The following is a 16630-nucleotide window of genomic DNA, read 5'->3' on the forward strand; positions in this document are numbered from 1 at the left end:
TATTTTTTATTTTTTAATTGATTATTATTTAAATTAAGCTGTAACGGGTCTTTTTGCAGGAGCATCATCTCTGTCGAAAACTCTGTTGATCACTGCATTCTGGTTTTTCTCAAACATTTTGTGGCTACCTGGAGCCGGAGCACCGCTTGGTACCGGAGCAACTACCTGAATTCCTGTATCTCTGAAGTTTCTCAGGATATAAGACCATGCCCCCATGTTTTCAGGTTCTTCCTGAGCCCACACCAGTTGTTTTCTGTTTTCATATTTGTTGAAGATGGCTTCAATAGCATCTGTCTGAAGCGGATATAACTGCTCGAATCTTACCAATGCAATATTTTCACAGTTCAGTTCTTCTTTCTTCGCTAATAATTCGAAGTACAGTTTACCTGAACAAAGAACTAATTTCTCTACTTTTTTAGGATCTGCAGCAGGATCATCTAATACCGGCTGGAATGCACCGTTTGCAAAATCTTCAAGCGGAGAAACCACTTTAGGGTGTCTCAACAGAGATTTAGGGCTCATTACGATCAATGGTTTTCTGAACGCCCATTTCAACTGTCTTCTCAATAAGTGGAAATAGTTGGCAGGTGAAGTAATATTGGCTACTACCATGTTTTCATTAGCACAAAGGGTAAGGAATCTCTCCAATCTTGCCGAAGAGTGCTCTGCTCCCTGTCCTTCTGAACCGTGAGGCAATAACATCACCAATCCGTCCTGGATTTTCCATTTTTCTTCTGCAGCTGCTAAATACTGGTCAACAATAATCTGAGCACCGTTCACGAAATCTCCGAACTGAGCTTCCCAGATGGTTAATGTATTTGGAGAAGCCATTGCATATCCGTAGTCGAAACCAAGTACACCATATTCTGAAAGGTGAGAGTTGAATACATCAAATCTGTTTTCAGAAACGTGTCTCAACGGGATGTATTCTTCTTCTGTATCTTCTGTTTTTACTACAGCATGTCTGTGAGAGAATGTACCTCTTTCCACATCTTCTCCGGAGATTCTTACATTGTGACCTTCTACAAGAAGTGTTGCATAAGCTAACCACTCTCCTAACGCCCAGTCTAATGAGTTAGCCTCAATAGCTTTGATACGGTTTTCAAAAAGTCTTGTAATTTTATTGATGAACTTTTTATCTGCCGGAAGTGTAGACATTTTAAGCGCCAATTCTTTCAGCTTCGCTAAATCATATTTTGTATCTACCGGTAACTGAACTGCTCCTCTCTTACCAATTGGATAGTTTACCCAATCTTCAGCCATGAACACATCCATTACGTTTTTCTCAATCTCTTTTGATGCGTCAAAATCTTTATCCAGAAGAGCTTTGAATTCCGTTTCCATTTTAGCAATTACATCATTTGAAGTAACGCTGTCTTTTAATAATTTATCTTTATAAATTTCTCTTGGATTCGGGTGTTTTGAAATGGTTTTATATAGGTTAGGCTGAGTAAATCTTGGCTCATCCCCTTCGTTGTGACCGTATTTTCTGTATCCTAAAAGGTCGATATAAACATCTTTTCCGAATTTCGCTCTGAAATCAGCAGCAAAATGGATGGCATGAACAACCGCTTCAGCATCGTCAGCATTGACGTGCATTACAGGAGATTCTGTAACTTTCGCAATGTCTGTACAGTATGTTGAAGATCTTGCGTCCATATAGTTGGTTGTAAATGAAACCTGGTTATTGACAACGATATGAACAGTACCTCCTGTTCTGTATCCTTCCAGCGTCATCATCTGAGCAACCTCATAAGCAATTCCCTGTCCTGCAATAGCTCCGTCACCGTGGATGATGATTGGCAATACTTTAGAATAATCTTTATATTTGTCATCTACTTTTGCACGGCAGATACCTTCTACAAGGGCAGCAACCGTTTCAAGGTGAGACGGGTTCGGAGTAAGGTTGATGGACACTTCTTCTCCTGAAGCTGTTTTGATCTTTTTAGATGATCCTAAGTGATATTTAACGTCACCTGAGAATACATCTTCTTCAAATTCTTTTCCTTCAAATTCTGAGAAAATCTGCTTGTAAGATTTTCCGAAAATGTTGGTAAGAACATTCAGTCTACCTCTGTGAGCCATTCCTAATACCACTTCATCTACTCCTAACTGAGAAGATCTTGAGATCAGCTGATCTAAAGCAGGGATTAATGTTTCACCTCCTTCTAATGAGAATCTTTTTTGTCCTACAAATTTTGTATGAAGGTAGTTTTCAAAAGCTACCGCCTGATTTAATTTTAATAAAATTTCTGTTTTTTCGTTGGCAGAAAGACTTGGGTGGTTTTCATTTACCTGAAGCCATCTTTTGATGAAATCTTTTTCTTCAACGTTGTTGATGTGCATGTATTCTACTCCGATAGAATCACAGTAGATGTTTTCAAGGTGCTTGATAAGGTCTGCCAGCGTAGCAGGTTCTTTCATTCCTGTTTCAACCGCACAGTTGAATTTTGTATTTAAATCTTCTTTAGAAAGACCGAAATTTTCGATGTCTAAAGTTGGGGTATAGTGTCTTCTTTCTCTAACAGGGTTAGTCTTTGTAAAAAGGTGTCCTCTTGTTCTGTAAGCCTCAATAAGGTTTACTACTTTAAATTCTTTCTTGATGTGCTCAGGAACTTCTCCGTTGGATACTGCCTGAGAAATCTGTTGTTGAACTGCCGGGGCAGCATTGGCTGAAGCCTGAATAAATTGAGTGTTATCGTCATCTCCGTAGTTCTCCAAAGCAAAATCGAAGCCTTGAAAGAAAGCTTTCCATGATGGTTCAAGAGAGTCCGGGAATTTTAAGTACTGTTGGTATAAATCCTCAATTAACTGAGAATGAGCTGCGTTTAGGAATGAAAATCTGTCCATTATTACAGTTTATCTATTTATTAAAATTTATTTGTAGAATTAATCTTCAAATTTAATAAAAAAAACCGAGTTAGAACAGTCTGAAACCGTTAAAAAAACTTAAGAAAAAATAAATTAAAAAAAAATTACTTATACACTGATAATGAGAGCTTAACATTCACCTCCTGACCTTCCATAGGACGTTCAATAAAGGTCTGGCGGATATCTCCGAAGCGCATCTCGTCTTTTTTGGCTTTCTGAATGAGCTGCTGAATGGCCCGAATTCGCCCCTCGTAGTTCCCTTTGTAGTAAATTACATAATTTTGAGACGGATTTACGGACCTGAAATTGAAATTATTATCAGACACTCCGATTTTCTTGGAAAGTGGAATTCCGAGGAAATAAGAAACCTCTTTGTCTTTGTAATTATCGGCGTCAGTAATCAGGATCGGGTACCCGAATTCATCGTCTCTTTTCCCGAGATCCATCGTCACAAAATTATAGACTTTATTATAATTCATGACAATATTTTTGTAAAGAGCATCTTTCTTGTTTGAAGTACTTACATTAATTCCCAACAAAAGTTTGTCTTCTTCATTTTCCACCATAAGACTATCATATTTGATAGCCGCCATCTGGTTATCTTTTTCTACTTTATTTCCTAAAGAATTTTTAAGATTCACCATACTTTTGTTGATATTTTCAGCAAAACGGTCTTCAGTCCAGAAGTTTTGCACTCTTCTCCAGACCGCTAATTTGGGGGTGTGAACATACCAGATAATTTTTGTTTTTTCTGCAGAAACTGGTTTGAATTTAACATCAACCAATGTCGGATTTTCGTTTTTATCTTCAAAAAGCTGGTATTTCAACGTTTTATTGAGGTTCTCATATCTGATGAACATTTCTCCATCAGTATCATTTTTAGGATCCGCATAGCTGATGGCACTTCCCTGTCCTTCGTAAGGCGTATAATAATCAATATCTATGGATGGTGAGCTGGTAAAAAAGTTATTCCATCTTGTAAAATTCTGAAGATTATTAAACTGAGCAAAAACCTTATCTACAGGATAATCGATCTCTTTTTCAATCGTAAAGTTTTTACTTTCGTCTACAAAATAGTACATGGAAGCAGCATAAGCTCCTCCCAAAAGAATAATAATTACCGCTAAGATTTTAAAAATACGCATCGCACAAAAATAATACAAATATAAAGAGTGACCAATATGCTGATCACTCCAATGATATGTTTAACAATAATTAACCTTGTTATAGGCTGGAAGCGGGAAGCGGGATGCAGGAAGCTGGAAGTTATTATTTGACAGATATTGCTACCCGATTTTTGATTGAAAAATTCTTCAAACAAATAAAATAGGTCAGGATTTCTTGTGAAAAACTAACATTTCTATTCCGACATTCATAACTTCCAGCTTCCATCTTCTTACTTCCATTCTCCTATCCAATATGTGTTCCCGGTGCAATAACAGCCCCTTTCTTTACTACCACAATCCCATCCTGAACAGAATAGGTTCCATAATCACCATCCGGAATATGTTTTCCACCGATGATTTTCACATTGTCTCCAATATAACAGTTTTTATCAAGGATTGCTTTTTCTATATAGCAGTATTTTCCAATTCCCATATTAGGACGGCCACCTCTGTCGTTCAGAACAATTTCCGTTGTATTTTGGTAGAAATCTGCTCCCATAACGTAGGAGTTTACGATGGTACTTCCTTTGTCAATTCTGGTTCTGTTTCCAATCACCGAATTTTCAATTTTATCTGCCATGATGATACATCCATCTCCAAAAACAGCTTTGCTTACATAGGAACCATTGATTTTTGACGGCGGAAGCATCCTTGCTCTGGTGTAGATCGGAGATGAAGAAAAAAGGTTAAATTGCGGCAGATCAAGGCAGAGGTCAAGATTGGCTTCGTAGAAAGATTCAATCGTTCCGATATCCGTCCAGTAGCCTTCATACTGATAGCTTAATGTCTTATATTTTCCAATGGAACTTGGAATAATATCTTTTCCGAAATCATCACCTGCCCCTTCATCAAACATCTTTTTAAGGATATTCTTTGTGAAAATATAGATCCCCATGGAAGCCAGAAACTCTTTTCCGGTGCGTTTATTTTCTTCTGAAACTTCAGATTTCATGCCTGCCAGCATATCAAAATCCGGTTTTTCATGGAAAGAAGTGATATTCCCTTCGTCATCGGATTTTAAAATTCCAAAACCGGTGGCATCTTTTGCATTGACCGGAATGGTAGCGATAGTGAGATCACCTCCGTTTTCAATATGGAAGTCCAGCATTTCCCTGAAATCCATCTGATACAACTGGTCTCCTGAAAGAATCAGGATATAGTCGTAATCATATTTTTCAAGATGCTTCATCGACTGGCGTACAGCATCTGCAGTTCCCTGGTACCAGCTGTCATTTTCCACATTCTGCTCGGCTGCCAGAATATCGACAAAGCCTTTGCTGAAGATGTCAAAGTGATAAGAATTTTTAATATGTGAATTGAGAGAAGCAGAATTAAACTGCGTTAACACCAGAATTTTATTCAATCCTGAGTTCAGACAGTTTGAGATAGGAATATCTACCAGTCTGTATTTTCCTGCAATAGGAACAGCCGGTTTAGATCTCGTATACGTTAACGGGAATAATCTTGTTCCTCTGCCTCCTCCTAAAACAATAGAGATTACATTTCGATTCATAAATATCTTGCGTTTTATTTTATTAAGTTTACTGTTCTGTTCTTAGTGTTTACTGCTACTTTAAAGCATTCTTTGTTTTCATATTGGAGTTCGTTTTTATAAACAGTCACCCGAAACTCATCTTTATCATTCAATACTAAAACCTCTTTATCCAGGTTATAGATCTCAATATTATATTTTTTAAGTTCATTGCTGAAGAACGGATTTGTAATAAGTACATCCATCACATCAGCACTCTTCATTACAAAGCCGTCGACATCTTTACGATACTTTTCTCTCCAGCCTTTCCCATATTTTCTTTCTATGGCATTATAAGTCCTTTTATTAAGAGCATCTATTCTCTTCATCTCTTCAGGTTCTACCAGACATTCACCTACAGAGTAATGCTTTATTTTCCATTTTTCGGAAATAGCAGCCATCGCTTCATACCTTTCCGTTGCCGGAAGACCATAGCCATAGATCCAATAATAACCTCCATGATAGCTTCCTCTGTCTTCTTTACATGAAAACAGCATAAACATTATCACAGAAAGAAATCCGAAAATCTTCACTCTATCAGCTATTATATAAAGCTATGTATTTTTCTGCAGATTTCTCCCATGCAAAATCAAAATTCATATTGGCATGGATAAGATCTTCCATAACCCCTTTTTGATTATAAATCGCCAATGCCCTGTTCATGGCATGTACAACATCATCTACACCCGGATAAGTAAAGTTCAGTCCTGCTCCACCTGTTGAAATATCTTCTACCGTATCTCTGAGCCCTCCTGTATATCTTACCACAGGAACGGTGCCATATCTCATGGAATACATCTGGTTCAGTCCGCATGGCTCTACTCTTGAAGGCATCAGAAGAAAATCTGCCGAGGCATATATCTTATGGGAAAGATGCTCTTTATATCCGAGATCCAATGCAAAATTGGTGTACGTATAATCGTATTCTTTCAGTTTATTTTCTATATAGGTGTTCCCTGATCCGAGAATCATAATATTTAAAGCGCCATAACTCTGCTTAATGCTTCTCCATACAACATCCGGCAGCAGATCTGCTCCTTTCTCTGTTGCGAATCTTCCGATAAATGCGAATAAAGGAAGTTCGGGTTTCAATCCATATTCTTTACAGAGATTTTCTTTATTTTTTTTCTTTTGAGCGACTGCATTGGTACTGTTAAAATTAAAATCAAGCATCGGATCGGTTTCAGGATTCCAGACTTCTGTGTCAATACCATTGATGATTCCATATGCCTTTCCGAATTCCTGACGAACTAGGCTTTCCAGTCCGCGGAAGCTGATAAAGAGTTCTTCAAGATATCCTTCCGAAACAGTGGTAAAAGCATCAGCACATTTAATCATGCTGGCCAGAGGATTCATCAGTCCGTTCCAATCCATCAGTCCCCATTTGTACCCATCAAAAGAAGGCATATACTGTGCCATACTCCAGCTCATCATGCCCTGATATTCGCCATTATGAATAGTTCCTATTGTTTTTACTCCTTTTAAGAATTCAAATTCATAGCAGTTTTCTACCATAAAAGGAACGAGACCGGTATGATAATCATGGCAATGCAGTACATCAGGACGGATTTTCATCGCAGAAAGCCAATGCAGAACGCCATGCTGGAAAGCCAGAAACTGGAAGCTTTCATCCTGGTACCCATAAGGGTTGTCCCTGTCTAATAATCCCGGAATTCTTACCATATACAGCTCAAATCCCAGAACATTGGTCTTCTCTTTCAATACCTGAACCTGCAGCATATTGGCTGCCTGATGAATAAATCCGTCAAAAACCAGATCAAATTCATGATCATATACAAAGGATTTGTTGTACCACGGCATTACCACCCTGGCTTCTACTCCTGCTATTTTATTCTGATATTTTGGTAACGCTCCCACCACATCTGCCAGACCGCCTACTTTTGCTACGGGATAACATTCTGTACTTAAATGATAAATAACCATTCTTTATCTCTTATGTTTAATTCTGTGTAATTTATATTTTTTATCTCTTTTCTGACGTAAAACTATTCCAGCCAATGGCGGCAGCTTCACGGTCATTGTTTTGGTGTATCCTCTCCACTCTTCATACTTCTCTTCCAGGATTTCAGGCTCCACTCCGCTTCCACTGTACTTTTCATCATCCGAATTCAAAACAACCTCCCAGTGGGTGCCAGCAGGAATTCCTATCTTATAATCCAATACGTTGGGTGCCAGGTTTAAAGCCACCATCAGGACATCATCTTTTCTTTTTCCTTTTCTGAGATATACATATACTGAGTTTTCCAGATCATCTGCTTCCACCCATTCAAAACCATTTCTATCAAACTGATTTTCGTAAAAGGCAGTTTCTGATCGGTACAAACGATTCAGTTCTTTCACGATATCCTGCATTCCTTTGTGAACAGGATATTTCAGCAAATGCCAGTCGAGGCTTCTTGTAAAATTCCATTCACTGGTCTGCCCGAATTCATCTCCCATAAAAAGCAGCTTGGCTCCGGGATGGGTATACATATAAACATATAAGGTACGGAGATTGGCAAATTTCTGCCATTCATCCCCTTTCATTTTATAAATAAGGCTTGCTTTTCCGTGTACCACTTCATCGTGTGACAAAGGCATCATATAATTTTCATTATACATATACATGGAAGCGAAGGTCAGTTTATGATGATGAAATTTACGGTTAATAAAATCTTCCTTGAAATAATCCAGCGTATCATGCATCCATCCCATCATCCATTTCATTCCGAATCCTACACCGCCGTCATGAACAGGTTTTGTAAGCATGGGAAAATCTGAACTTTCTTCCGCAATGGTGATGATATTATTCCCAAATTCTTTGTAGACAGCTGTATTAAATTCCTGGAGAAAGGCTTTCGCTTCCAGGTTCACATTGGTTCCATATATATTAGGTTCCCATTCGCCTTCATTTCTTGAATAATCCAGATGAAGCATTGAAGTCACGGCATCCACACGCAATCCGTCTGCATGATAACGATCCAGCCAGAACATGGCATTTGAAATCAGAAAGGATTTCACTTCATTTCTTCCGTAATTAAAAATATGCGATTTCCAATCTGGATGAAAACCCTTTCTCGGATCTTCATGCTCATACAGATAAGAACCGTCGAATCGGTGAAGTCCATTAGCATCTCCCGGAAAATGGGACGGAACCCAATCCAGAATAACGCCTATGCCATTGTTATGAAGTTCATCAATAAGAAACATCAGATCCTGTGGTGAGCCAAAGCGCGAGGTTGCTGCATAAAACCCTGTGATCTGATATCCCCAGCTCGGCTCGTAAGGATACTCCATCACGGGCATGAATTCTACATGGGTAAATCCCATTTCTTTGATGTAAGGAACGAGCTTTTTCGCAATATCCCTATAGTTTAAAAAACGCTGGGGCTGATCCTCTTCTCTTACCCAGGAACCTAAATGTAATTCATATACCGATAGCGGAGCTTCCAGCCTGTTTTTTTTCCAGCGGTTATCCATCCACTCCTGATCATTCCATTCGTACCAGGTGGTGGAAACCAGGGAAGCGGCCTGAATATTCTGTTCCCAACTCAACGCATAAGGATCACTTTTTTCCAGAATTTCGCCTCCTTGCGTTTCAACAGCATATTTATATAATGTTCCCCAGGTTAATCCTTCAATAAATCCTTCCCAAATCCCGGATTCATCCCATCGTGGAAACAAAATATGATCTTTATGATTCCAGTTGTTAAAATTTCCGATCACGGAAACTTTCTTTGCGTTAGGAGCCCATACGGAAAAATATACGCCTTTTACGCCCTCTTTTTCTGCAGAATGTGCTCCAAATTTACCATACAGCTTATAGTGCCTACCTTCTTTAAAAAGATACACATCATGATCGGTGAAAAGCGTGTAGGTCTTAACAGAATTCATCAAGATCAGTTTATATTTATATTTTCCCTGAAACTACGAAAAATACTGACAATAGCGATGAATTATTCATCAAATAATTATCAAGATCATTTCATGTTTTGTCTATCTATCAAATATATCATTTTTTAACTCACATTTTTTATGATTTCAAAACAATCTTTTTTATAAATTTAACATCAATATTTTATTAAACACAACGATGAGGTTTGAACTTTATACAGCAGAAAAAGACGACAGACCGGTATTTATTACCGGAAATTTCAATAGCTGGAATCCCAAAGATTATAATTTCCAGCTTAAACAAATTGATCCTTCCGGTTATTTTATAGAAATCGAAAATCAACTTCTTCCTGATGATATTGAATACAAATTCACAAAAGGAGGCTGGGAAAACGTAGAACTGGATCAATATGGAAATATCACTCCCAACCGGAAAGCGAAAAAATCTGCTGGTAAAACGTCCGACTCTGTAGACAAATGGAGACTGAACTGGGGACCGTTCAAAGAAGAATATTATCCTATAGCAGAAGTTATTTCCGAAAATTTTTACATTCCGCAACTTGACCGTTACCGCAAGGTTTGGGCACTGCTTCCTTATGATTATCATACAACGGATAAACAATATCCAGTTTTATACCTTCAGGACGCACAAAATCTTTTCAATGAAGGAAGCGGTTTCGGGAATTGGGAAATCGACAAAAAATTATCCATCCTTGCTGAATACGGGCGCGGCGATCTTATCATCATTGCGATAGAACATGGCAGCGAGGAAAGAATCAAAGAATATATTTTTGATAATGATCATGTAGCCAACGGTTCTGAAGGAAAAAAGTACATCCGTTTTATTGCAGATACTTTAAAGCCTTTTGTGGACGAAAATTACAGAACCAAAAAAGACCGTGACAATACCGGAATCGGAGGCAGTTCATTGGGAGCATTGATCAGTATATACAGCGGATTTCTTTATCCTGAAGTGTACTCCAAACTACTGATATTCTCACCTTCTCTATGGGTAGAACCCAATAACAACTTTCCGATGATGAATTTCCGGGTTCCGTTTAAAACGAAGATCTATCTCTACGGCGGCGGCCAGGAAGGTTCTAAAATGGTCAAAAGAATTCATATTTTTGAAGAATATCTGAAAAGATGGGAAGAGAAAAAGCTTTTTGATTTTGAATTCAAAACCAATATCAATCCTGAAGGCACCCACAATGAGTTTTACTGGTCTCAGGAGTTCCCAAGGGCTATAGAATGGCTGTTCTATGACAACACAGAAAATCCTGTAGAAGTAAAACCACAACAAAAAAGCATCAGAAACTAAATGCATAAAAACTGCTGCAGAAAATGTAAGCCGGACAGGGACAAAATGAAGGCGGCACTCTTTATGAATTTAGAAATTATAACATCTATTTATGAAACTAATCAATAAAAAAAACAAAAATTACACTCAGGTTTTCCAACTGTTTACGGAGGAAGAATGGACGAAAACCAGTAAAAATTTCAACAAAAACATTTCCAATTTTTTCACCGGAAAGAAATATGAAGTTTTTGTCAATGCTCATGAAGAAGGAATTACGTATTTCATTGGATTAGGAAAATCCGCCTTACAAAATTTCGAGATCCAGCAGGTGGCGGCTAAATTTTCACAGACACAGAAAGAAAAACTGCTGGCCGTACCTACATTAGCCCTTGCTGACTTCCTGAATGAAAAGCAGTTCGAGGAGTTTGTAAAAGGACTTTTAACAGGAACTTACAACTACCCTTTTGATAAAAAACACGCTTTCTGGAATACGAAATTTGAATTGCACTTTGAAAATTTAAGCCAGAAAAAATTAGATCATATCAGCCAGAAAGCAGAAGCATTGGTTAACGGGCAAACTGCCTGCCAGGACTGGCTTAACAAACCAGCCAATCTTAAAAAACCGGATATCTTAAGCGCATACCTTAAAAATCTGGCTAAAAAATATGACTTAAAATACACTGCTTTTAACAGAAAGAAATGTGAAGAACTTGGATTAGGCGCTTATCTTTCTGTGAATCAAGGAAGTGCTTACGATGCCGCTTTCACTATTTTAGAATATAAAACGACAGCAAAAAACGCCAAGACTTTCGGTCTGGTAGGAAAATGTATTCTCTTTGACACCGGAGGAATATCAATAAAAAGCTCTGCCAATCTGCATTATATGAAATCTGACATGGGCGGAGCAACGGCTGTTTTGGGAACGTTAATCTATGCCGCTGAAATGCAGCTTCCGGTAAACATTGTTGCTGTTCTTCCTATTACTGATAATGCTGTTTCAGAAAAGGCTCTGCTTCCAAGTGATGTGATCACAGCCTATAACGGAAAAACGATTGAAGTACTTGATACTGATGCAGAAGGCAGATTAATTCTTGCAGATGGTTTGTCTTATCTTTCTAAAAACTACAAAACTGATTTCCTTATTGACCTGGCTACCTTAACGGGAAGCTCAGTGAGAATGTTCGGAGATACCTGTGCTGCTATGTTCTCCAATAACGAGGAACTGAAAAACAACTTAATCAAAACCGGTGACCAGACCAATCAGAGGGTCTGGAATCTTCCTTTATGGGATGTTTGGAAAGATGATATCCAGTCTGATGTGGCCGATATGAAAAACATCTCTCTAAAGCCTGTGGGAGACTGTATTATTGCTGCAAAATTTTTAGAGCAATTCATTGAGAACCATCCTAAATGGGCGCACTTAGACATTGCAGGAGTAGCCTTTGGAAGTGTGGGCTATGCAAAAGAAAAAGCAGCAACAGGTTTTGGTGTTCAGCTCCTGGTGAATTTAATTGAAAATTATCACTAAAAATTAGTTTTTTACAAAAAAACTCTGTATAATTGATTAGTGGATTTTCAAAAACGCACAATATTTTATTTTTTGATATTAATAAAATAATATATAAATGCTTTTATTTTTGAAAATTCACTAAATCTTAAAAAACATTATATGGAGAAGAAAACTATTGTGTGTATTTCGTGCTATTACAAAGGCTACGATTTTATGGACGAAATGAAGAAGCTCGGCAATAAAATCATCCTTGTAACCTCCGAAAACCTCAAAGAAAAAAACTGGCCCTGGCACGCGATTGATGAAACATTCTATATGCCCGAGCTCAAGCCTTCCGTATGGAATCTGGAACATTTAATTCAGGGATTTTCCCACCTGATGAAGACCAGAAAAGTAGATGCTGTGGTGGCTTTGGATGATTATGATGTTGAAAAAGCAGCGTTAATCAGAGAAACATTCCGTATTCCCGGTATGGGACAGACAACCCACCGGTATTTCAGAGATAAACTTGCCATGAGGCAAAAAGCAAAGGATTCCGGGATCAGCGTTCCTGAATTCACCGCTGTGTTCAATGATAACGAAGTGGATGAATTTACAGACCGCGTTCCTGCTCCATGGGTATTGAAACCAAGGTCTGAAGCATCCGCATCGGGCATTAAGAAAATAACCTCCAAAGAACAGCTTCTTGAAGCCCTGGAAATACTGGGAGAAGAACGTCATCTTTTTTTACTGGAAAGTTTTAAACCCGGAGATGTTTACCATGTGGACAGTCTTACTTTTAACAAAAAAACAATATTCACTTCTGCCTCAAAATATCTTGCTCCTCCCATGCAGGTTTCTCACGAAGGCGGGGTTTTCAGATCCAAAACATTAGGAAGGTATTCCGAAGAGTTTAAGGCACTGGAAGATATAAATGCCAGAGTTCTTTCCAACTTCGGACTTGTCAACGGAGCCACCCATACAGAATTTATCCGTGGAAAAGAAGACGGAAAATGGTACTTCCTTGAAACCTCATCCAGGGTTGGCGGCGCTCATATTCCGGATCTGGTTGAAGCATCAAGCGGCATCAATATCTGGAGAGAATGGGCTAAAATTGAAGATGCTCTTCTGAGAGGTCATGATTACAGCGTTTCTCTGCCTACAGGCTATTATTCAGGCCTGATTGTAGCTCTGATTAAAGATAAAGAACCGAATTACAGCAGTTTTGAATGCGAAGAAGTTGTCAAATTTCTTCCGATAGACTATCATGTCGGAATTGTCTATAAATCCGGAGACGCCTCTGTTGTACAGGACAGGCTGGATTCTGCTGCTGAAATGATTCATGCGGATATGCTGAACATTCTGCCTCCGAAAGGTAATAAATTGAGTTCTTAACAATGAAACTTGACATTGATATTCAAAATGTTATCGAATTCATAATATACAATCTGCTCCAAGATTCTCTGCTAAAATGTAATTTAGAAAGATAAAACCAAACAAGGAAAATGCCTCACATAGAACATACAGAGTATTATTCAAATATATTGGGAACAAGTCTCAAAGTAGAAGTGACCGGGCATTACGGCCATCCTATCATTATGTTCCCAACTTCCCAGGGACAATATACCCAGAATCATGATTTTCATCTTAACGGAAGTATCAACTGGTTTATAGAACAGGGAAAGGTAAAGCTTTACAATGTACAGACCATCGACAGCTGGAGTTTTTATGATGAAAAAATCTCGCCTCAGCAAAGAATAAGGAATTATGAACGGTATGTACAGTTCCTGGTCCAGGAATTCGTGCCTTATATCCAAAAGCTTCATAAAACACATCGTGTAGCAGTGGCCGGAGCCAGTTTCGGAGGCTATCATGCCGCTAATTTTGCTTTCAGATTTCCGGATTTGGTTTCTCATCTGTTTTGCCTTTCCGGCGCCTTCAGTATAAGGAATTTTATGGATGGCTACACTGATGATCTGGTATACTTCAACTGTCCAAGAGAGTTTGTACGGAATGATGAAGCCTGGAAGTACAAACATATGCATATTGTACTGAGCACTTCTGATCAGGATATCTGCAAGGATAAAAATGTTGAAATGGCTGAAATCCTCAGGATAAAAGGCATAGATTTCTGGTACGATGAAAGAAAATGGATAGGCCACGACTGGCCGCTATGGAGAATGGTCTTCCCTACCTTCATAGGAGCATTTTTCTCTTAAAACAATGAAAAGACAAATAGAAAAAAATATACCCACCTTAAAAACAAAAATTATGACAAAAAAAGTAGGAATTCTTTTCGGTATGGAAGACACGTTTCCCTGGGCATTTATAGACAAAGTAAATGAAATGGGAGGTGGAGATATCATCGCTGAACCCGTTACTATTGACAAACTTGAACAGGGCGCAGATTATGGTTATGCAGTGATCATCGACAGAATTTCACAGGATGTTCCCTTTTACAGAGCTTATTTAAAAAATGCTGCCCTTAACGGCACTTATGTCATCAACAATCCATTCTGGTGGAGTGCTGATGAGAAGTTTTTCAACAATGCCCTGATGTCCAAACTGGGAATTCCGCTTCCTAAAACGGTTTTACTTCCATCACACGAAAGACCGGACAATACTTCAGAAACTTCCTTCAGGAACCTGAAATTTCCTCATGACTGGGAATATATCTTCAATTATGTAGGGTTTCCTGCCTATATGAAGCCTCATGATGGCGGCGGCTGGAAAAATGTGTACAGGGTAGAAAACCCGGATGATCTTTGGAACAAACTGGGAGAAACCGAGCAGCTGGTGATGATGGTACAGGAAGAAATTATCTTTGACGATTATTACAGAGTGTACTGTCTGGGCCAAAAATATGTCCACATTATGCCTTATGAGCCAAGAAATGCACCTCACTTGAGATACGCCACCACGCATCAGACCCAAGGTGAAGAACTTGAAAAATTACTGAAGACTATTCATGATTATACGATTAAAATGAATCAAGCTTTAGGATACGATTTCAACACCGTGGAATTTGCTGTAAGAGACGGTATTCCTTATGCGATTGATTTCTGCAACCCGGCTCCTGATGCAGACCGCAATTCTGTAGGAGAAGAAAACTTTGCATGGATCATAGAACATGCTGCCAAACTGGCTATTGAAAAAGCTAAAGAATATGTTCCGGGGAAACCTAACATTGCCTGGGGAACATTCGTGAAGGATTCCATTAAATAACATTGAAAAAGAAATTAAAAAACACAAAATAAATGCATCATCAGTTTACTATTGGGATTGAAGAAGAATATCAGATCATCGATGTGGAAAGCAGAGATCTGGTTTCTCACGTTTCAAAAATCATTGAAGGCGGCAAAGCGGTTTTAAGTGAAAACTTAAAGCACGAAATGCACGAATCCATGATTGAAATGGAAACGGGAATCTGCCAGAATATTCAGGAAGCCAGAGCTGAATTAACGAATTTAAGGCGCCATCTTATCAATATCGCCCATGAACAGGGACTTCGTGTTTCCGGAGGTGGCACTCACCCATTCTCTCACTGGTCTGAAAACAATATCACTCAGGGAGAAAGATACATTAAAATCGTAGATGATATGGGAGATGTGGCCCGTGAAAATCTTATTTTCGGACTGCATGTTCATATTGGAATTCCTAATCGTGAAGAAGGCGTAAGAATTCAGAATGTGATGAGATATTTCCTTCCTCACGTATACGCCCTTTCTACCAATTCACCTTTCTGGATTGGAAGATATACAGGTTTTAAATCGTACAGACAGGAAATTTTCGTCAAATTCCCAAGAACCGGTATTCCGAGTTATTTCAACTCTCTGGCAGAGTTCGACAGCTATGTGGATCTTCTGGTAAAAACAGGAACCATCGACAATGCCAAGAAAATCTGGTGGGATTTACGGGTACATCCGTTTTATCCAACTATCGAATTCAGAATCTGTGACATGCCGTTAAGAATTGACGAAACCGTTTGTCTTGCGGCCATAATGCAGAGTCTTGTTGCCAAAATATATAAACTGCACCAGCAAAATCTCAGCTTCAGAAGCTATAGAAGATTACTGCTGAACGAAAATAAATGGCGTGCCTCCAAAAGTGGTATCGAAGCCCATCTCATCGATTTTGGGAAAGAAGAATCCGTTCCTTATCCTCATTTATTGAAAGAGCTTTTAGAGTTTATTGATGATGTGGTAGATGATCTGGGATGCCGCCAGGAAGTGGAATATGCCTGGAAAATCCTTGAAAACGGAACCGGTGCAGACCGGCAGCTTCAGATCTTCAAGGAAACAGGTGATCTGACGAAAGTGGTTGATTATATGATCTCTGAAACGGAGTATGGCATAACCCATGGTGAACCTGCTTCATAA

General features: G+C 38.7%; 12 protein-coding genes. 6 read left to right on the top strand and 6 right to left on the bottom strand.

Annotation, left to right across the window (positions count from 1 at the left end; all coding sequences use genetic code 11):
- Positions 1–33: 33 nt before the first annotated feature.
- The 6 genes from JNG87_RS20415 to glgB form a co-directional block, all read right to left on the bottom strand.
- Positions 34–2850 carry a 2-oxoglutarate dehydrogenase E1 component gene (locus tag JNG87_RS20415; protein ID WP_202840720.1) on the bottom strand — a complete coding sequence of 939 codons (2817 nt, stop codon included), beginning with the start codon at positions 2848–2850 and terminating at the stop codon, positions 34–36.
- 125 nt (positions 2851–2975) lie between these two features.
- On the bottom strand, positions 2976–4016 hold the full coding sequence (locus JNG87_RS20420; RefSeq protein WP_202840721.1) for an SRPBCC domain-containing protein: 1041 nt from the start codon (positions 4014–4016) through the stop codon (positions 2976–2978).
- 265 nt (positions 4017–4281) lie between these two features.
- Positions 4282–5550: a glucose-1-phosphate adenylyltransferase gene (locus JNG87_RS20425; protein WP_202840722.1), complete on the bottom strand. Its 1269-nt coding sequence runs from the start codon at positions 5548–5550 to the stop codon at positions 4282–4284.
- 14 nt (positions 5551–5564) lie between these two features.
- Positions 5565–6065: a hypothetical protein gene (locus JNG87_RS20430; protein ID WP_238349633.1), complete on the bottom strand. Its 501-nt coding sequence runs from the start codon at positions 6063–6065 to the stop codon at positions 5565–5567.
- Between the two features lie 40 nt (positions 6066–6105).
- On the bottom strand, positions 6106–7512 hold the full coding sequence (locus JNG87_RS20435) for a glycogen synthase (RefSeq protein ID WP_062675066.1): 1407 nt from the start codon (positions 7510–7512) through the stop codon (positions 6106–6108).
- 3 nt (positions 7513–7515) lie between these two features.
- Entirely contained in the window at positions 7516–9462 is a 1947-nt protein-coding gene (gene glgB / locus JNG87_RS20440) for a 1,4-alpha-glucan branching protein GlgB (protein ID WP_202840726.1), read from the bottom strand.
- A gap of 199 nt (positions 9463–9661) precedes the next feature.
- On the opposite strand from glgB, the gene JNG87_RS20445 reads away from it, so the two are divergent.
- The 6 genes from JNG87_RS20445 (at position 9662) to JNG87_RS20470 (ending at position 16630) form a co-directional block, all read left to right on the top strand.
- Positions 9662–10783, top strand: coding sequence for an alpha/beta hydrolase (locus JNG87_RS20445; RefSeq protein ID WP_202840728.1), 1122 nt, complete (start codon positions 9662–9664; stop codon positions 10781–10783).
- A gap of 91 nt (positions 10784–10874) precedes the next feature.
- Entirely contained in the window at positions 10875–12290 is a 1416-nt protein-coding gene (locus JNG87_RS20450) for a M17 family metallopeptidase (RefSeq protein ID WP_202840729.1), read from the top strand.
- A 141-nt stretch (positions 12291–12431) separates the two neighbouring features.
- A complete protein-coding gene (locus JNG87_RS20455; protein WP_202840731.1) occupies positions 12432–13646 on the top strand; it encodes an acetyl-CoA carboxylase biotin carboxylase subunit family protein in 1215 nt (404 codons plus the stop codon).
- A 110-nt stretch (positions 13647–13756) separates the two neighbouring features.
- On the top strand, positions 13757–14470 hold the full coding sequence (locus JNG87_RS20460) for an alpha/beta hydrolase-fold protein (protein ID WP_137905956.1): 714 nt from the start codon (positions 13757–13759) through the stop codon (positions 14468–14470).
- Positions 14471–14522: 52 nt separating this feature from the next.
- Entirely contained in the window at positions 14523–15476 is a 954-nt protein-coding gene (locus JNG87_RS20465) for a RimK family alpha-L-glutamate ligase (RefSeq protein ID WP_079241894.1), read from the top strand.
- A gap of 32 nt (positions 15477–15508) precedes the next feature.
- On the top strand, positions 15509–16630 hold the full coding sequence (locus JNG87_RS20470; protein ID WP_202840733.1) for a carboxylate-amine ligase: 1122 nt from the start codon (positions 15509–15511) through the stop codon (positions 16628–16630).

Source organism: Chryseobacterium cucumeris (assembly GCF_016775705.1).
Lineage (GTDB): Bacteria > Bacteroidota > Bacteroidia > Flavobacteriales > Weeksellaceae > Chryseobacterium > Chryseobacterium cupriresistens.